The sequence below is a fragment of the Vibrio sp. VPAP30 genome (genome assembly GCF_001188205.1).
Taxonomy (GTDB): Bacteria; Pseudomonadota; Gammaproteobacteria; order Enterobacterales; family Vibrionaceae; genus Vibrio; species Vibrio bivalvicida.
In genome coordinates this window covers 42,217-61,065 of record NZ_LBLS01000028.1, presented here as the reverse complement: position 1 = coordinate 61,065, position 18,849 = coordinate 42,217, and the positions used below count along the sequence as shown (strand labels likewise).

The following is an 18,849-nucleotide window of genomic DNA, read 5'->3' as shown; positions in this document are numbered from 1 at the left end:
CGCTATCGCCTCTTAGTTTGACTAGCTCGTATTGCCCTGTTGAGTTTGTCCATGAACTGTGGATGACGGTTAAGAAATGATTTGGAGATGTAAACACCAAACTCTTTCTCTTCCTGTAAGATAACTTTGTATTTGGTATTGTTTTTAAACCTGTGATTGTAGACTTCTTCTGCCACCAATACGGCGTTCACTTCTTGCTTATCTAACATACTAATTAACGATGTAATACTCTCGGCCGGATGTGCTAAGTTGAAACCCGTTTTCGTCAGCCAACGATTTGTATTGGTGTTTAGTAAGCTAGCGACTGTATACCCTGACTTGGGGTAAGAAGAAAACTCTCCGTGATGACTGGTCAATACAATCCAGACCCAACGATTGGTCATTACTGACTCAGAGAAAACCGCATATTTGTCGCGCTCATCGTTCTGAGAAGCCATAAAAAAGCCATCTGAGCGCCCAGTTTTTAGCTCAGCCAATGCACGCCCGTGATTAGAGTTAATTTCAATGGTGTAGTCTATGCCGACTGAGTCCAGTATCGACTTCATTTTATCAAGCCCAATTCCGCTATGACTGCCTGTGCTGTCAACGGTGGTATAGGGTGGAAAATCTGGACAAAAGAAGTGCATTTTATACTGTGCGTGTACGTAGCTACTGCCAAAGCACAGCCAAGCGAATATCCAAGTGTATAAAGTCCTACTAATCATCAAACTAAGCTATTAAGAATCCATATCTTTAATATAGGCTCATCCTATAGCGTACACCAATCTATCATTGTGATCTCAAAAGCAACTTTCACTCTAACGTCTACTTAGCAGACGCAAAAGCCAGAACATGATGTTCTGGCTTTGGGTTTAAGCTATTAGCGCAATTAGAAGGTAGAAGCGGCTCGTTCCCAGTCGGTTAGCAATTTCATGATCTGCAGAGAGTCATCTGGCGTAGCACTTGGTCTATCGAGTGACTTGCGGCCCAACTTCACGGCCTGTCGAATGTTTCTTACCTGATAATAGAACCCATCCCCTTTAGCTTGTACCTTAACTGATTTCTGCGAGGTTTCATAAACTTCGACACTGTATTGGTTTTCTTCTGTGGGTAGCCAAGGGTTGGTCGTAAGATTGATTGCGCCTTTTGAACCAAGAATTTTGAATCCATGCTTTAAGCCGTGATCTTCTGCTGTGTGCATTTGAGCTGTCACATTTTGACCAAACTTGAAGATGGCGCTAGACTCGCAAAGGTTACCATCTTGCCCTTTGCGCCCAATGGCTTGAACCTCTGTATTTTCGAAGATACTGTCGCCAAATTGATTTTGCAGGACAAGATGCATCAGTGACACAGGATAACAGCCCAAGTTATACAGTGCGCCCTTACTCTCAGGGTTAACAAACTGACTAATAGCAGCAATGTAAGAGCCTTGGATGCTGCGCACTTCCCCAATTGTTCCCTGCTTTAGTGTTTCTAAAATCGATTGAATCAACGGATGATTAAGATACATTAACCCTTCTGCAAAAAACACATCGTGCTCACGAACCGCATCTAATGCGGCATGAGTTTTTTCCATATCGATAGAGAGGGATTTCTCGCACAGTATCGCTTTGCCTTTCTGCGCTGCTTTGATGACATAGTCATGGTGAAGATGGTTCGGCAATGCAATGTAAACCACCTCAACGTCACTATCTTCTATCAACTTATCCATTGAAAGGTACGTCTTGGCAACAGAGTGCTTGCTGGCAAATTCTTCAAGCGTCTGTGGGTTTCGGCCTGCAACCGCATAAAGATCGCTTTCACTGTCCCCCGCAATCGCTGCTGCCATCACATCAGAGATAAAGCTCGTTCCTAGAATGCCCCACTTCATTATGCTTCTCCCACTCTGTGACTGTTAGTTGCACTGACCAGTTCTGTCATACCTAGAGCGATAAAGGCTTGTGTATGAGGCATAGCAAAATGTGCCTCAATCGCTAACTGGTCGTCGTATCGCTCCCACAATATGACGCGTCGAGGGTCGTTAACATCAAACGTTGCTGTCGCCTGTTGGCAGCCTGACTCCGACTCCATATCCGAGCAAAACTGTTCAATTGCTTTCCTTGCCACGGCTAAGTCTACATCAGTGTTTACTCTTAGCTCCGCAGTGACAAAAATTGTTGAGTCCATTATTCAGTAAACCTTATTTTCTTCACGTTAAGCAAATCATGTTATTACAGCGCTCAGATTGTTAAACTAGGACAATGTTTTTTGTTTAACAACCCAGAGTGTTTAATGGACAAGCTCACCAGTATGAAGGTTTTTTGTCATGTCGCAGAACAAGGCAACTTTCGCCTTACCGCGGACTATTTTTCGATGTCTTCAACCATGGTCGGCAGACACATAAAACATCTTGAAAGTTTACTTAACACACCGCTGATTCATCGCACGACAAGAAAGCAAACCTTGACAGACTCTGGAAGAATTTACCTTAAAGAGTGCCAGAGAATTCTCGAAGATATCAGCAATACTGAAAGCCTTATCTATGATTTGCAGAACAAACCTAAAGGCACGGTAAAAATCAACGCACCTGTCACCTTTGGTACTCAGGCTCTCGCACCTATTTTGTCTGACTTCATCATTCAATACCCTGATATCAGTATTGATTTGGAGCTAGACAACGGTGTAGTTGACCCATACAAAAGTGAGGCTGACTTTATTATTAGAATTGGTCTGCTAAAAGACTCCAACTTGGTGGCAAGATACCTAGGAGAATATGATCTTATCTATTGCGCTTCACCCGATTACCTCGCTAGGCATGCCAAGATTATTCAGCCAGAAGACCTGACTCGCCACTCTTGCCTTGGTTTTCGCTATCACGATATTTCAGATACTCCAAGTACTAAGTCGGATTCACGCCAACATATCAAGTTGATGGCAAACAACGGAGAGGTACTTCGTCAAGCCGCTTTGAAAGGTGTGGGGGTTGTTATGCAGCCTCGCATTTTGCTTGAGCAAGATCTTAAATCAGGCGCGCTTGAGCAAGTGCTTGATAACTTCCCTCTGCCAACAAAACCGATTCATCTTGTTTATAAAGACAAACAGTTATCGCTAAAAGACCGAACCTTTGCCGACTATCTGTTAAGCGCTTTAAGGCCTTGAAAATACGCTCTCTAATCCCCTTTTAGTACAGACAAACAATAGCTAGAAAGTTAGTATGTTTGCTAAAGTGGTTAAAGACATTATGGAGAGCCTCATTGTGGCACTAGAAAAGTTCGACGATATTTACCAACGCGCAGCTGAGCGCAAAGGTGGGGAAGCAAACCTAGAGTCATTACTATCTAAGCCATTGTCATTGGATCAACTGATGCAGATTACCAATGATCGTTGGCTATCCGCATTCAGTATGAAAGTGTTTCAAAGCGGCATTTCTTGGAAGGTAGTGAGAAACAAATGGCCTAACTTTGAAGAGGTGTTCTTTGCTTTTAAGATTGAGCCGCTCTTGATGCTTTCTGAAGAGCAGTGGGATAACAAAGCATCTGATACTCGAATTATTCGCCATCATGCCAAAGTGAAATCCATTCAAGCGAATGCTCAAATGCTACACGAAGCTTCCCTACAACATGGCTCATTTTCCAACATGGTCGCCAACTGGCCAAGTGAAGACATTACGGGGCTATGGAGTTATCTCAAGAAGCATGGCAACCGTCTTGGTGGCAACACAGGCCCATACAGTTTGCGCCAAATGGGAGTCGATACCTTTATCCTCTCAGGTGATGTTGAAAGCTATCTACGTAACTACAAAATCATTGAAGGGGGCAAAGACACCAAACGCTCTCTTGCAGCAGCCAACAGCGCTTTTGCTCACTGGCAACAAGAAAGCGGGCGTTCACTAACAGAAATCAGCCAAACTATCGCCTTTAGTACGGGTGATAACCGCGTATAGGCCCTCAACATTTATTGAGCTGATTGCCACTGCTCGCGAGTGATTTTAAATAAGCAGTGGCGCTCTAACTCGTGACCTTTCGGTAGTTTAGGGTGGTCAAAATCTTGGTCTATGTTGCTCATGCCAATTTTTTCCATCACCCTTTGTGAAGGTAAGTTTGGCAAAGCGGTAAAGGAGTAAACCTGCTCTAGCTTCAATTCCGTGAAAGCAAACTCCAAGGCAGCTTGAGCCGCTTCAGGGGCATAGCCTTTACCCCAGTGTTTGCAATCTAATCGCCAGCCAATTTCGACAAACGGCGTGTTAGGTAAACCACTTTCTTCACTTTGAGCAAGCAGACCCACAAAGCCAATAAACTCTAGAGTACTTTTTAGCTCAACCGCCCAAAAGCCATAGCCATTGTTATCTATATAGCTACGTGCACGTCCTACTTGAGCTAGGGTCTCTTCTTTGGTCATAACGGATGGGAAATAGCGCATCACCTGCTCGCTAGCATTGATCAGGCAATAGGGTTCAATATCTGAATCTTGCCACTGTCTTAGCCGAAGTCTTTTCGTTTCTAGCATTTATTTTCCTTCTTCTAATGATAAGCCAGTTAAAATGCCCGTTATTACTCAAGCTTAACAATTACTTTTTCACACAATGTCTTCAGTAGGATTAATTCATCTAGGTCGAGCTGAATCTTACATTTCATCTCTGCGGGAATCGCAACGGCTCTTTCTTTGAGTCTCCTACCTTCTTCGCTAAGTTTTAACACCCTAACTCTTTCATCTAGTTCACTTCTTCCTCTTAGAACAAAGCCTTTAGCTTCAAGCCGCTTCAATAACGGGGTTAATGTACCAGAATCGAGATGCAATCTTGCACCAATATCCTTGACACTAATCCCATCACTTTCCCACAGCACCATCATGACAAGATACTGGGAATAAGTGAGGTCTAGGGCATCCAATAACGGGCGATAGGTTCGAATCACCGCATTGGAAGCGCTGTAGAGAGGAAAACAAACCTGATTCTCTAACAATAAGCTTTCTTCTTCAGTTAGCTGTTTCTCACTATCGCAGTAACTCATTCCACTACCCTTTCAAATTAAATTGCGCACAATATACTTGCATTCCAGCTTTGTTTCGATCTAATATTGCAAGCAATTGAATTGCACGCAACTTAAAATAAGGATGCAAACATGACGACACTATACAAAACTAAAGCAACAGCACTGGCGGGCAGAAACGGCTTGGTTAAAACAGATGATGGCTTGCTTGAACTAGAGCTCGCTTATCCAAAAGAAATGGGCGGCACCGGCGCTGCTGCCAATCCAGAGCAACTGTTTGCCGCAGGTTATTCAGCCTGCTTCTCAAATGCTATTTTGCATGTTGCCCGCGAAGGTAAAATGGCTCTAAAAGAAGCACCAGTGACAGCAGAAGTTGGGATTGGTCCGAACGAACAAGGAGGGTTTGCGCTAACGGTAAGCCTTGCAGCCTCAATAGATCTACCTCAAGAACAAGCGCTCGAACTGGTTCGCGTTGCGCATCAAGTGTGCCCTTACTCAAACGCTGTACGCGGGAATATCGACGTAGAAGTCACGGTAAATGGCCAAGCAATCTAATTGGTGTTGATTGTGTAAACAGAGAGTGCCGACCCCTGAGGTCGGCATTTGTTGCTTTAAAGCTCAAAATTACGCTTTGTAGCTTTTGCGAAGTTCTTTAGCCGCTAACACCATATTGGCCAGTGACGCTTCTGTTTCTGCCCAGTTACGTGTTTTCAGTCCACAATCTGGGTTCACCCATAACCGCTGCGCCGGAATCTTCTCTGCCGCTTTGTTGAGTAGGCCTTCGATCCATTCTTTAGTTGGAATGTTTGGTGAGTGAATGTCATAGACACCTGGGCCAATCTCATTTGGATAGTTGAAGTCTTCAAATGCCTTAAGCAGTTCCATGTTTGAACGCGATGTTTCTATTGTAATCACGTCTGCATCTAGCGCGGCGACAGATTCAATGATCTCATTAAACTCTGAGTAACACATGTGAGTGTGGATTTGAGTTTCTGGTTTAGCACTTGCCGCTGAAATCTTAAACGCGTCCACTGCCCATTCTAAGTACTCTTTATGATCGCGCTTCTTAAGTGGCAAACCTTCACGAATCGCTGGCTCATCAATTTGGATGATATTAATGCCCGCACCTTGTAAGTCTGACACTTCATCACGCAGTGCTAGCGCAAGTTGATCAGCGATTTGCTTGCGAGTGATGTCCTCACGTGGGAATGTCCAACAAAGAATCGTTACTGGCCCCGTTAGCATGCCCTTCATCTGTTTCGCAGTTAAAGACTGAGCATAGATAGACCATTCCACTGTCATCGGCTTTTCACGTTCAATATCTGCAACCACAATGGCAGGCTTAACGCAGCGAGATCCGTAGCTCTGTACCCAACCAAATATAGTAGTTTGGAAGCCCGCTAAGTTTTCTGCAAAGTATTCCACCATATCGTTGCGTTCAGCTTCACCGTGAACCAAGACATCCAGATCCAACGCTTCTTGGCGTTTAACCGCATCAGCGATATGGTCTTTTAACGCTAAATCGTATTCCGTTTGCGACAATTTACCTTTGCGATAGGCACTGCGCTGAACTCGAATCTCGCTTGTTTGCGGGAAAGAGCCAATGGTCGTAGTCGGAAACAGCGGCAGCCCCAATACTTCACTTTGGTGAGCTGCACGCTCTTCATACGGTGCACTGCGCTCTGCCAAAGACTTGGTAATATTATTTAAACGCGCTTGAACTTGTGGCTTATTGACATGAGTTGCGGTTTTACGTGCTTGAATCGGTGCGCTATAGGTGTCGCAAGCAAAAATAGCTTGTTGGCTGCCATCTAGCGCCTTACCCAGCAGTGCCACTTCCGTTACTTTCTGCTTAGCAAAAGCAAACCAACTGCGCACTTCTTCCGTCAGAGCAGGCTCTAATTCTAGATCCACCGGACTGTGCAGAAGTGAACACGAGCTCGCTACCCATAGCTTGTCACCGAGCTTATCTTTAAGCGGTTGCAGTAACGCCAGTTGAGCGCTCAAGTCAGCGCGCCACACGTTGCGCCCATTAACCACACCAGCAGACAGCACCCAATGTTCAGGTAGTTTTTCGACAACAGCGTCTAGTTGTTCAGGCGCTGCAGACAAATCAATGTGCAAGCCATCTACTGCTAGCTCGACAACTTTATCAAGCGTGTCGCTAACCGAATCAAAATACGTGGTGAGCAGAACCTTCACATCACTGCGAATCACTTGATACGCAAGTTTAAAGGCGTCTTGCCATGGCTTATTTAGCTCAAGAGAGAGGATCGGTTCATCAATCTGTACCCACTCAATGCCTTGTTTCGCTAGCTTCGCTAAGATTGCCTGATAAGCGGTTAACAGACGAGGTAGCAAAGCCAGGCGATCAAAACCCTCTTCTACTTCCTTACCAAGGTAAAGATAGCTCAGAGGACCAAGTAATACAGGCTTGACTTTATGACCAGCTTTCACAGCTTCGTTGACCTCTTCAAACAGTTGAGGCCAGCTCACTTCAAACGTATCGTCCTGACTGAACTCCGGCACTATATAGTGGTAGTTGGTGTTAAACCACTTAGTCATGTCTGAGGCCGCATGGCCGCTACAATCACATCCCGCTTGAGATTGACCACGACCGACTTTGAACAGAGTATCTAGATCGGGGAAACCATCACGATGTCGCTTTGGAACGTGTCCTAGTAGCAATGTAGTCGTAAGAACATGATCATACCAAGCAAAATCACCTGCAGTCACAAACTCTAACCCGGCTTCAGATTGCGTATTCCAGTTTTTGTTACGTAACTCAGCGCCTACCGCTTTTAACTCAGCTTGATCAATTTCGCCACGCCAGTATTTCTCAAGCGCAAATTTCAGTTCACGTTTTTTACCAATGCGAGGATAACCTAATATATGCGTTGTCGTTGTCATCTTGCCGATCCTTCTGATTCTCAATTTTGCAATTTATTAATACTGTGCAGAACACCTTCAAGATGTCCGGATGGCTAAACTATCTCGCCAAAATCAAATTTGGACAATCTCCAAATACTTAACTTGTTTATTAGAAAATTTCATAGTCTTTAAGACAAGGTCCAACAACTTCATCAACATATTCAGCCAATGATATAGACGTCTAGATGTTTACACCCCTATAAAAACAAGGTAGGTTATAAATATTCATGCTGTTCACACATCATCTGAGGGAAATTCATGATTGAGCTCAAGCATCTGAAAACATTGACCACTTTGCGTGATACTGGTTCGCTAACCGCAACCGCAACCACACTGCATTTAACCCAGTCGGCCTTGTCACACCAGCTCAAAGATCTGGAAGCAAGAATTGGTGGACAGCTATTTTTGCGTAAAACTCGCCCGGTGAAGTTCACTTCCGAGGGTGAGATCTTTCTAAAATTGGCTGATGATGTGTTGCCTAAAATTGCCAAAGCAGAAAATGAAATTGCGAGCTTGAAAGAGGATGTGAACGGTCGACTGCACATGGCGATTGAATGCCACTCATGTTTCCAGTGGTTAATGCCTGCACTTAAAGAGTATCAGGTGGCTTGGCCTAGCGTAACGTTGGACTTTTCTTCCGGGTTTGGATTCGAACCTTTGCCTGCCCTGATGGCGGGAGAACTCGATTTGGTCATCACCTCAGATATTCAGCCGCGCTCGGAAGTGCACTACGAGCCTTTGTTTGATTTTGAGATGCGTTTAGTCACTTCAATTTCTCATCCTTTGGCGGAAAAAAAGTGTATCGAACCAGAAGATCTTGCTGAACAAACCATGCTCTCTTACCCAGTACAAAAGTCTCGTTTGGATGTAGTTAAACACTTCTTACAGCCTGCTGGAATTGAACCAGCAAGGTGGAAACAGGCGGATAATACTTTGATGTTGATTCAGATGGTTTCTGCCGGACTTGGCGTTGCCGCGTTACCTAATTGGGCAATTAGCGAATTTTCAAGACAAGGGCTTATTTCTAGTATTCCACTAGGCAATGGGCTATGGCGACGTTTATTTGCAGCGACACGCAACGCTGATAAGAACAAACGCTATCTACAAGCTTTTTTTAATACGGCTAGAACTCAGTCTCAAAGCCACTTGGATGGAATTAAAACAGTGTGATTGGCAAGCCATAGTGAACTAAAAGAGGCTGGACGCCTCTTTTAGTTTATCGGTCATATGATTTGAACTGGTTAGTTAAAGGGTCGTATTGATAGCCAAGTATGTCGAGCTTACCAGTCACCGCTTCAACATCCATTTCATACATAGAAACTAACTCTTCAAAAGAGTCACACTCCAAACGTAGCTTTTCATTCACTATTCCTAATAAGATAATGCTGTCAAAGCTCGCTGCATTACTGAGATCCATTGACACCTCCTTTTATGATACTGCTCTTAAAAGAGTAGCTATAAATAAGCGCTTTGAAAGTGAGCCAGATCTAATCTTTATTCAGATTTAAAGAGCAAATAGTGCCTGATTGGATGTGCTCGCAATTAGCATAAACGCCAACGCAATCCCCAACTGCATTTTATTAATTTCTTTCGTTGCCAGCATATGCCAGCACCAAACCAATACAGCGCTAATCATCAACGCGACACCAACCAAGAGCGACTGTGTCACTGCGATCAAGATTTCGTTATCTAGGCCATAAGCTTTAAGCAATATAGCGAGACTCATCAACATCGCAGAGACAACACCTGAAACCGGTAGAATTCGGTGAAATGCCTGCAATCGAGTGCGAGCAACAGTAAGAAGTAAGTGAGCCAACAATCCTCCCAGTAAGAAAGTTTGAACAATTATACTTAAGCTAGCAGCAACCGACGCTTGTAAACTTACTTCGATTCCAACATAAGCAAGTGCCAAACCATTAGCTAGATACATCACCCATATTGGACCTTGGTCGCGAGTCTTTTTTGTTTGTACTTGAGTGTAAAAGTAAGCTATGGCAAATACGATCATCATAGCTTCAATGCGTAGTGACGCAACCGCCAGCCATAAGAGCGCTAAAGAAGGAAGCACTTTATGGATGCGCCCTCTTTGACCAGGGCATATATCACCTTTGACTAAAATAAGGGTAAGAATAAACAGCGCACCAAGTAACATAGGCGCGAAAACGGCGAGTAATTGCTGAACCATAACGTCATCGATTTATGAAATTGTTGGCTGCGGATAATAGCAGATTGGGCAATTTTAGCCATTGGCGAAATGTTCTAAAATATCCTGATTGGTCACAATGCCTAAATACTCTCCTGAATCGTTAACAACTAGCCAAGGCGGTTTGATGCCCGCTTTGATAATTTCGTTGATTTTTGAAATTTTGGTATGGAACGAAGCCGTATACACATTGGTACGCATCACTTGGTTAAGTCGTTTTTTAGTAATTGATAAGTCTTTAATGGTTTCTAGTTTAGTGCCTAAGGTAGGAGAAAGGTGATAATTCAACTCTTCTCGGCCAACGATACCCACACATTCTTTTCGATCTACAATCGGAATAACATCAAGTCGATATTGGCCGGAATCAAAAAGTGCGCGCGCTTTTTCTATGGTATCGTCCGGTGCCAACGTTGGAATATGTACTTGAGTAATACTGAGTATTCCAACTTGTCTCGCATGCCCAGCGCTCGATAAAAAACTATCAAGTTTCTCATAGTATCCCCAAGCATTTTCCAGCTCTTCTAATGGCAAAGGTTTAGAGAAAAAATACCCTTGAATAAAGTCCACACCTAGACTGCATATCACCTCTAACTCGTTGCGGGTTTCCACCCCTTCCGCGACCACTTTAACATTTAAGGTATGCGCAAGCTGGGTGATCATTTTGACAATATAATATTTGTGTGAACCCTCTTTGAGGTCTTTTACAAACTCTCGGTCAATTTTTAAAACGTCAAAGTTACAATCGCTCAGGTATGCAAATGAGCTATAACCTGTTCCAAAGTCATCAATGGCGACACTCACACCTCTGCGCCGAATATTTCGGATTAAACTCGATTGACGAGATTCACTGTCAAAGTAAGCACTTTCGGTAAGTTCAATTGTGACGGTATCTGGGCTAGAGGCATATTGATGGACCAAGGAGTCAGCACTTTGTAACACCTCATCAACTTCGAGTTTGGTATTTAATGACCGATTGATCGTCACACCTAAACCATTGCCGAACCTAGCTTGTATTTTGTTGAGATCTTGCAGCGCTTTTTTACCCACACACCAATCAAGATCAGACACCAAATCTAGGTCTTCAGCAATCATAACCATCTCTTGAGTGTTTAGGAATTTACCGTTAGGGCCTTTAAAGCGACTCAGTGCTTCAAATTTAACAATATCCCAGTTTTTTACATCAACAATTGGTTGATAATAAACTTCAACCTCTTGAGATTTAATCAGTTTCTCTGCCCACTCTTCCAGTTCTTTACGTCTTAGCACCTCTTTGTGTAATGCTCCGTGGTAAAAGGTGATTTGCCCTCTTTGGGCACTTGATTGCTCTAACATGGCTTGAACAGCATGAGAAACAAGCTTCTTAGGACTATGTGTATCATGCCCAAGTACCGACACCCCTACACGACCACTAATGATTGCATTGTGGATAGTTTTACCTGCAGACTGGTTTAACGTGGCAAAAAAGCGTCGAATGGTTTGGTGGATCAATCTTATCTGAGAAGGTCCAGCAATCTTTTCACACTCCAAACAGGCGACAAAATGATTGCTGCCCAAATAGCCAACATACTTAACGACTTTATTCTTATTCAAATGCTCCGAAAGCATAGATTTAAGCTCAAAGTCGTCCACTTGTGCAAAACTTGGATGGAACGCAACGACCATACTAATATTAGGCTCGGCAGCATCCATCCATTGGTTTGTAATGGAGCGCGTAAACTGTTTCTCTGTTGGCAGTTGAGTCAGTAGTTCTATCCCTCCCCGCTCCACATCAGCGATTCGGTAAAGATTGTTGGATAAATCTAAATAAACACCAACATAAAAGGTGCCTTCGACTAAATTGATCTGTTGAAGAGTCAAATCCTGCGGATAGGTTTTACCTAATGAGCTTTGAATTAAAACCACACCAGACCAACTCCCTTCTTCGTCAATTTGTTGCCATATTTTTTGATAGAATCCAGAACTATGTTTATCAGAGTTGAGCTTATCCATCGGTTGACTCACCAATTGTTGATTGGTGTAATGGGTATGCTTTAGAAAGTAATCATTGCACGCGATAATCGTGCGCGAGCTATCTGCGAGAACGACCCCATGATGAGGATTGTTGAAAAGCTGCTCGAACAAGGCACTGAGTGTTGACGTGGTCGCGTGGACAAACAGCAAAGGTGTCACACTCCCCTTAACGGTATAACGGTCTTCACCTTTAAAAAGTAATTCTACATAACAACATTGGTCATCACTAAGCTGTAAACAACAACAAAACCGCTGACTAGAATGATACTTACTTGATTCGGCAAGGAGGTTTAATAGCTCGGTTTGATCGTGATAGCTCATGCATGGCAGCAATACATTGCCTGTTAGCGAAGGAAGATCAGAATTCAATATCTGGCGACAGCACTCTTCATCAATAGTGAGTTGATGATGCTCTAAGTCCCATACCCAATCTAAAGACTTGGCAACACTTTGGTCATTTTTCGCTGACGACAGAGCAGTGGAGCCTAACTCCCGATACATAGGGTCATCCTTTAGTTTAGCTAGCCCTAGTATTAAAGTTAGAACAAGTTTCCCTAAGTGACATTATTATTATTAGCAAGATATTCAAGTACAGTCTTCGAGCTAATAATACCTTTGAACAAACCTTGGTCATCAATAAGTACCCACGGGAAAGCGGTATTTTTCTTAATCAGTTGCCCTATTTTTGATTGCGGAGTATCCCACAATAAAGTGGTTTGAACAGGTACCATAATTCTATTCGCTGGCTTGTTCCAATAAGCTTGCTCTTTGTTTGATTCCCGATCTGTCCCCATGTTAGGTGTTAAATGAAGATTCATATTGACTCTGTCTATGTAACCAACACAAATCTTATCTTCCACCACAGGTAAGTAGTCATTAAATCCATCGGCAAAGTATTGATAAACAAGAGAGAGGCAATCTCCTGCATCGACATGGTGTCCGTGCTCGACAAGATGAAAAAGCGTGTCAGCGTCAACATCGGAATGCGTTACTGGCAATTGACAGAAATCTTTTACCTCTCTTAGCTCTGCCAGAGGCAAGGGTTTTGAAAAGTAGTAGCCCTGAATATAATCAGTACCTAAGGCGCGCAGAATTTTCATCTCTTGATCTGTTTCTACCCCCTCTGCAATGACTTTCAATTCTAACTGCTTGGCCAGCTGAATGAGAGACTGCACAATATAGTACTGGCGGGACTGAAATGTAATATTATGAATAAAAGCCCGATCGATTTTTAGGATGTCGAAATAGCACTCCTTAAGATAACGGAATGACGCACTTCCCGTACCAAAATCATCCACTGCAATCGAAACACCCGCATCTCGCAAAAAAGACAGCACTTGTTTATTTTGTTCATCACTTTCAAAATAGGCACTCTCTGTGAATTCTAGGGTTATCGACTCGGGGTCAACTTTTGCTATATCGAGCAACATCGCTGTTCGCTCTAAGATTTCATTCAAGCCCGTTGATGTTCTTAAAGACCGATTTAAAGAAAGCTTAACCTGTGAACCAAATAACTTTTGTAGCTCTGGCAACTGCTCAACGGCAATAGAGAGTACAGCATCATCAAGCTGAACCACTTTATCTAGTTCTTCTACAATACTAATTAACTCTTGGGTTGTCGCCTCAAGCCCGCCTTCCACGGGGAAACGACAAAGAGCTTCGAATTTATCTATTTGGTTTGTAGTGATATCGACAATCGGTTGAAAATAGACTTCTACCGCTTTCTTTTCAATGGTCCTTGTGACGAACTCTTCTAAGGCTTTTTTCCTTTCAATTTGATTGTGGATATTACGGTCATAAAAGTTGATCCGTCGAGCTTGCCCTGAATGAAGCTCAAGTAACGCTTGGTAAGCATGAGAAACCATTCCGTTAGGAGTTTTCGCATCGACATCAAATACCGATACACCGGTAATCCCCTCTTTCAAGGCTGTGGCGACTTGCAATGGTGCATGCTTAAAGCTATGAAATAGCTTTTTAATTGAACGACCAATACCAGATACCACTTGGGTTGGTTGCTGAAAACTGTAAGCTAAGGTCACGACAAAACAATCATGTCCAATATACCCACAGGAGAGCACTTTGGTGTTATCTTTCAGATAGCTAGCAAATTGGCGCTTTGTCTCTTGAGCAGAGTCTTGCATGAAAGTGGGTTGTATGGCTAAAACAACCACCCCCTGTCCTGTTTCCAAATACTGACAAACTTGTGATGACTGGGCGAGAAACGTATCTTTGCTTGGAAGTTGGGTTAACAGGTCAATTCCACCAGACTCAATGTCTTCTATCCTATCCAACTGACCAGACAAATCTGATGAAAAACCGACAAAATACGACTCACCATTACCCGGTTTCACTTTGTGAATAGTTAATTCCTGAGGAAATATCGAGCCATCGGCACGCCGCGATAATATCGTTCCGCTCCAATGACCGCTTGACTGAACTTGTTCCCATAGTTGTTGGTAATAGGCTTGTGAATGTTTGCCTGCATTGAAAAGCTTTGTTTTTAGGCCAACAATTTCATTTCTTAGGTAACCCGTCAGTGATTCAAAATGACGATTACATGCTAAAATTCGAGTCTCAGAGTCTGTAACAACTACACCATGGTGGGCGTTTTCAAATACTGAATAAAAAATTTCTGCCGCCTCATGCTTAGAGGAGATATTTAAGCAAGGAGACAGCGTTCCTTTCAGCTCATGGGCACTCACGCGGTCAATCACTATTTCAGCATAAGCGAACAAATTTCTATCGTTCATTAAACAGCAATGTGTATACGTACGCAGACCGGAGCTAAGAGCCGACTGAAAGGCTTCTTTGACCACAGGTCTCTGGGACTGAGGGAGTAACTCAAACAACGATCTCGCACTAAGCTGCTTAGACGAATCCCCCAGCAGCACCGCTTTCGCCTCATCATCAAACTCCAGTACTTGCGTTTTTAGGTTCAAATACCAGTCATAAGTAGCGTATTTGGTTTTACGCGCATTACTTTTTTTCTCTTCAAGCCGAGCTTCAATTACTGTCGCCATGATAGCCAACCAACGCCATAACAATAATATGCATATTATAGGTCATTGAGAGGTATATGATCGTTATTTGCTTAACACTTTAGTACTGCCTATCTTTCCAATCACTGAATAAGGTTTATTTAGTCGTAATAACCAGAGACATATTGAGGTAGATAGTCACCGCCCAAGTCGCTATAATTCGCGCTCCCTGGAACAGAGAACAAAATATGTACAGCAATATCACTCCTATTCATGAGCATAAAAAATACTGGGCAGAATGCTACGGCACTGCGCCATTTCTACCGACAAGCAGAAAAGAAATGGATGCCTTAGGATGGGATAGCTGTGACATTATTATCGTAACAGGTGACGCGTATGTCGATCACCCTAGCTTTGGTATGGCGATTATTGGACGCCTTCTCGAAGCGCAAGGATTCCGAGTGGGTATAATTGCTCAACCAGAATGGAACAACAAAGATGCCTTTACGGCATTGGGTAGACCTAACCTGTTCTTCGGTATCACAGCTGGTAACATGGATTCAATGATCAACCGCTACACTGCAGATCGTAAGCTCCGCCATGACGATGCCTATACACCTAACAATGAAGGTGGTAAACGACCTGACCGTGCTACTTTAGTTTACTCACAGCGCTGTCGCGAAGCTTATAAAGGTGCCCCTATTGTTCTGGGCGGCATTGAGGCCAGCCTGCGTCGTCTCGCTCACTATGATTACTGGTCTGACAAAGTACGTCGCTCGGTTCTGTTTGACGCCAAAGCAGACATCTTGCTATTTGGTAATGCAGAGCGAGCACTAGTTGAAGTTGCGCATCGATTAGCAGATGGAGAAGAAATCTCTTCGCTAACAAACATTCGTGGAACAGCGGTCAATCTGCCTGCGACGCCTGAAGGCTACAAGGTGATCGACTCTTCACGCATTGAGAAGCCACGTAAAGAAGCATTTATTCCTCCAAACCCGTATGCGGTTGAGGAACAGTGCGACACCAAAACGAAAACTCAGGAAAGCGAAGCGCAGCCAATTAGCATTCGCCCATCGCGCCATGATGCGGCAACCACTGCGGTGCGCATTCCACCGTTTGAAAAGCTCAACAATGACCGTATTCTGTACGCTCATGCGAGTCGCATCATGCACCTTGAAACTAACCCGTATTCAGGTCGTGCCTTGATTCAACGCCACGGCGATCGTGAACTGTGGGTCAATCAAGCACCGATTCCTCTTTCAACTCAAGAGATGGATTACGTTTTTGGTTTACCCTACGCACGTGTGCCTCACCCAATGTATGGTAAAGCCAAAATTCCTGCTTATGACATGATCAAAACCTCGGTCAATATTATGCGTGGCTGTTTTGGTGGCTGTTCGTTCTGCTCCATCACCGAACACGAAGGTCGTATCATCCAAAACCGTTCTCAGGAATCGATCTTGACTGAACTGGAGCAGATTCGTGACAAGGTGCCAGGTTTTACAGGTACTATTTCCGATCTCGGCGGCCCAACAGCCAACATGTACCGTTTAGGTTGCAGTGATCCTAAAGCAGAAGCTAACTGCCGACGCCCATCATGTGTTTTCCCAGGAATTTGTAACAAACTCAACACCGACCACAAACACACGATCGATCTTTACCGTGAAGCTCGTAAAGTAGACGGTATTAAGAAAGTCATGATTGCATCTGGCGTTCGTTACGACTTAGCAATTGAGTCTCCAGAATATGTCAAAGAACTAGTGACCCACCACGTTGGCGGTTATCTAAAAATTGCCCCCGAGCATACAGAAAAAGGCCCTCTGGATCTGATGATGAAACCGGGAATGGGTGCGTATGACCGCTTCAAAGAGATGTTCGAAAAATTTAGCGCTGAAGCAGGAAAGAAGCAGTACTTAATTCCATACTTTATTTCTGCTCACCCTGGCACCGAAGATGAAGACATGCTGAACTTGGCGCTTTGGTTGAAGAAAAACAACTTTGAATGTGACCAAGTACAGAACTTCTATCCATCTCCAATGTGCAATGCAACGTCAATGTACTACTCAGAGACCAACCCACTAAAACGTGTGAAGTACAAGAAGCGTGAAGAGGTTCCAGTAGCTAAAGGCGAGCGTCAACGTCGTCTGCACAAAGCACTACTACGTTATCATGACCCGGCTAACTGGCCTTTGATTCGCGAAGCCTTACTTAGCATGGGTAAAAAGCATTTGATTGGCGACAAGGCAAACTGCTTAGTTCCTGCAGAAGATGTTGATGCCAAAACACCTGCTCAACGTCGTAAGTCCGGTCGTCACGGTTCGCAGCGTTTTGCCACCAAACATACTAAAAGCCAGCCTGGATTCGAAAAGATGCATGGCGATCAGAAAGGAAAAAGTAGAAGCGGAAACCCGAAAGGAACGAGTACGGGGCAACCTACTCATGGAGGAAAACCAAACGGTAAACCAACGAATACCCGTAATGGAAAGCCAACAAACAATAGTTCAGGCAAACCACCAGCAGGACGTAAGCCGAAACGACGCTAAGCCTCACACTAAATCGCAGCCATCGCTGCGATTTTTTATGCCTTCAACATTTAAAAAGGCCCAACTTATAGTTGAGCCTTGCGAAAAATGAACAGGTAAATTAAGCGTTTTGAGCTTCAAATTCTTGCATGAATTCGACCAAAGCCCGTACCCCTTCTAAAGGAACAGCGTTGTAGATTGAAGCTCGCATTCCACCAACTGCGCGGTGTCCTTTAAGAGCGACCAAGCCACGTTTCTCTGCTTGCTCAAGAAATGCACCATCAAGCTCAGGTTTCGCTAACTGAAACGGAACATTCATTCTAGAACGGTTAGCTTGCTGCACGTTGTTGATGTAAAAGTCCGAGCTATCGATCTGATTATAGAGTAGTGATGCTTTCTCTTTATTGATCTTCTCTATTTCAGCGACACCACCCTGCTCTTTTAACCACTTAAATACAAGGCCGGACAGATACCAAGCAAAAGTTGGCGGTGTGTTAAACATTGAGTCTTTCTCTGCCAAGACTTTGTAGCTCATAAAACTAGGTACAAGGTCGTTAGCTAGATCTAATAGGTCGTCTCGAACAATCGCTATGCATAGCCCTGCAGGGCCAATGTTCTTTTGTGCTCCGGCATAAATCACGCCATATTTTGCTACGTCAATTTCACGAGAAAGGATGTTAGATGACATATCCGCAACGATAGGTTTGTCCGTATCAGGAAGCTCGCCGATCTCTATGCCATCAATGGTTTCATTTGGGCAAAAATGAACATACGCCGTATCAGGTGAAATTTTCCATTCGTTCGCAGGGACTACGCCCGTTTTACCATCAACTTCCGTTTTAGCGTCAAAAGTATCAACTTCACAAAACTTCCCCGCTTCTTTAATCGCACTTTCTGCCCAGTATCCCGCGTCAATGTAAGTCGCTTTTTTCGACGAGCCAAGGAGGTTTAAAGGCACTGCCGCAAACTGAGCTCGCGCACCACCTTGACAGAACAGCACTTTGTAGTTGTCAGGGATACTAAGTAAGTCACGTAGATCTTGTTCAGCCTCTTCCGCGACTTTGATAAATTCTTTGCTTCGGTGACTGATCTCCATTACAGAAGTCCCTAAGTCGCTCCAATCAACGAATTCTTGTTGTGCTTTTTCCATCACAGCTTTAGGTAGGCCCGCTGGACCTGCGCTAAAGTTATAAACCTTGCTCATCTAGTCTTTCCTTGCGCATGCTTGATTAAGAGATTACTCGATTAATACCATGTTT

Annotated in this window: 16 protein-coding genes; 5 read left to right on the top strand and 11 right to left on the bottom strand. The window is 43.8% G+C overall.

Features of this window, described 5'->3' with window-relative positions:
* Positions 1-2 precede the first annotated feature (2 nt).
* The 3 genes from ZX61_RS12575 to ZX61_RS12565 form a co-directional block, all read right to left on the bottom strand.
* Positions 3-626, bottom strand: coding sequence for a substrate-binding periplasmic protein (locus tag ZX61_RS12575; RefSeq protein ID WP_082173478.1), 624 nt, complete (start codon positions 624-626; stop codon positions 3-5).
* A 242-nt stretch (positions 627-868) separates the two neighbouring features.
* Complete coding sequence (locus ZX61_RS12570; protein ID WP_049844979.1) at positions 869-1,849, bottom strand: Gfo/Idh/MocA family protein; 981 nt, start codon at positions 1,847-1,849, stop codon at positions 869-871.
* The gene (locus tag ZX61_RS12565; protein ID WP_049844978.1) at positions 1,849-2,145 is read right to left on the bottom strand and encodes a putative quinol monooxygenase; all 297 of its coding nucleotides are present in this window, start codon (positions 2,143-2,145) and stop codon (positions 1,849-1,851) included. Before ZX61_RS12565 ends, ZX61_RS12570 begins: the two co-directional genes overlap by 1 nt.
* Before the next feature lie 105 nt (positions 2,146-2,250).
* On the opposite strand from ZX61_RS12565, the gene ZX61_RS12560 reads away from it, so the two are divergent.
* Together ZX61_RS12560 and ZX61_RS12555 are read left to right on the top strand one after the other, a co-directional pair.
* Positions 2,251-3,117 (top strand): LysR substrate-binding domain-containing protein, encoded by an 867-nt coding sequence (locus ZX61_RS12560; protein ID WP_049844977.1) that lies wholly within the window; start codon positions 2,251-2,253, stop codon positions 3,115-3,117.
* Positions 3,118-3,214: 97 nt separating this feature from the next.
* A complete protein-coding gene (locus ZX61_RS12555; protein WP_049845121.1) occupies positions 3,215-3,901 on the top strand; it encodes a DNA-3-methyladenine glycosylase I in 687 nt (228 codons plus the stop codon).
* An 11-nt stretch (positions 3,902-3,912) separates the two neighbouring features.
* Here ZX61_RS12555 and ZX61_RS12550 read toward each other — a convergent pair whose 3' ends face one another.
* Together ZX61_RS12550 and ZX61_RS12545 are read right to left on the bottom strand one after the other, a co-directional pair.
* Positions 3,913-4,464 carry a GNAT family N-acetyltransferase gene (locus ZX61_RS12550; protein WP_049844976.1) on the bottom strand — a complete coding sequence of 184 codons (552 nt, stop codon included), beginning with the start codon at positions 4,462-4,464 and terminating at the stop codon, positions 3,913-3,915.
* Between the two features lie 44 nt (positions 4,465-4,508).
* The gene (locus tag ZX61_RS12545) at positions 4,509-4,967 is read right to left on the bottom strand and encodes a MarR family winged helix-turn-helix transcriptional regulator (RefSeq protein ID WP_049844975.1); all 459 of its coding nucleotides are present in this window, start codon (positions 4,965-4,967) and stop codon (positions 4,509-4,511) included.
* Positions 4,968-5,078: 111 nt separating this feature from the next.
* Here ZX61_RS12545 and ZX61_RS12540 point away from each other — a divergent pair, with 111 nt between their 5' ends.
* Positions 5,079-5,501: an organic hydroperoxide resistance protein gene (locus ZX61_RS12540; RefSeq protein WP_049844974.1), complete on the top strand. Its 423-nt coding sequence runs from the start codon at positions 5,079-5,081 to the stop codon at positions 5,499-5,501.
* A 69-nt stretch (positions 5,502-5,570) separates the two neighbouring features.
* On the opposite strand, the gene metE is transcribed toward ZX61_RS12540, so the two are convergent.
* Positions 5,571-7,856, bottom strand: a complete 2,286-nt coding sequence (gene metE, locus ZX61_RS12535; RefSeq protein WP_049844973.1) for a 5-methyltetrahydropteroyltriglutamate--homocysteine S-methyltransferase — start codon at positions 7,854-7,856, stop codon at positions 5,571-5,573.
* A gap of 279 nt (positions 7,857-8,135) precedes the next feature.
* On the opposite strand from metE, the gene metR reads away from it, so the two are divergent.
* Positions 8,136-9,047 carry an HTH-type transcriptional regulator MetR gene (gene metR / locus ZX61_RS12530; protein WP_049844972.1) on the top strand — a complete coding sequence of 304 codons (912 nt, stop codon included), beginning with the start codon at positions 8,136-8,138 and terminating at the stop codon, positions 9,045-9,047.
* Between the two features lie 46 nt (positions 9,048-9,093).
* Here metR and ZX61_RS12525 read toward each other — a convergent pair whose 3' ends face one another.
* The 4 genes from ZX61_RS12525 to ZX61_RS12510 form a co-directional block, all read right to left on the bottom strand.
* On the bottom strand, positions 9,094-9,294 hold the full coding sequence (locus ZX61_RS12525) for a DUF4250 domain-containing protein (RefSeq protein WP_049844971.1): 201 nt from the start codon (positions 9,292-9,294) through the stop codon (positions 9,094-9,096).
* A gap of 87 nt (positions 9,295-9,381) precedes the next feature.
* A complete protein-coding gene (locus ZX61_RS12520) occupies positions 9,382-10,062 on the bottom strand; it encodes a hypothetical protein (protein WP_049844970.1) in 681 nt (226 codons plus the stop codon).
* 54 nt (positions 10,063-10,116) lie between these two features.
* The gene (locus ZX61_RS12515) at positions 10,117-12,591 is read right to left on the bottom strand and encodes an EAL domain-containing protein (RefSeq protein ID WP_049844969.1); all 2,475 of its coding nucleotides are present in this window, start codon (positions 12,589-12,591) and stop codon (positions 10,117-10,119) included.
* 53 nt (positions 12,592-12,644) lie between these two features.
* Complete coding sequence (locus ZX61_RS12510; RefSeq protein WP_049844968.1) at positions 12,645-15,110, bottom strand: bifunctional diguanylate cyclase/phosphodiesterase; 2,466 nt, start codon at positions 15,108-15,110, stop codon at positions 12,645-12,647.
* A 206-nt stretch (positions 15,111-15,316) separates the two neighbouring features.
* Between ZX61_RS12510 and ZX61_RS12505 the strand changes: the two genes are divergently transcribed.
* On the top strand, positions 15,317-17,611 hold the full coding sequence (locus ZX61_RS12505) for a YgiQ family radical SAM protein (RefSeq protein ID WP_049844967.1): 2,295 nt from the start codon (positions 15,317-15,319) through the stop codon (positions 17,609-17,611).
* 100 nt (positions 17,612-17,711) lie between these two features.
* On the opposite strand, the gene serC is transcribed toward ZX61_RS12505, so the two are convergent.
* Positions 17,712-18,794: a 3-phosphoserine/phosphohydroxythreonine transaminase gene (gene serC, locus ZX61_RS12500; RefSeq protein WP_049844966.1), complete on the bottom strand. Its 1,083-nt coding sequence runs from the start codon at positions 18,792-18,794 to the stop codon at positions 17,712-17,714.
* Positions 18,795-18,849 lie beyond the last annotated feature (55 nt).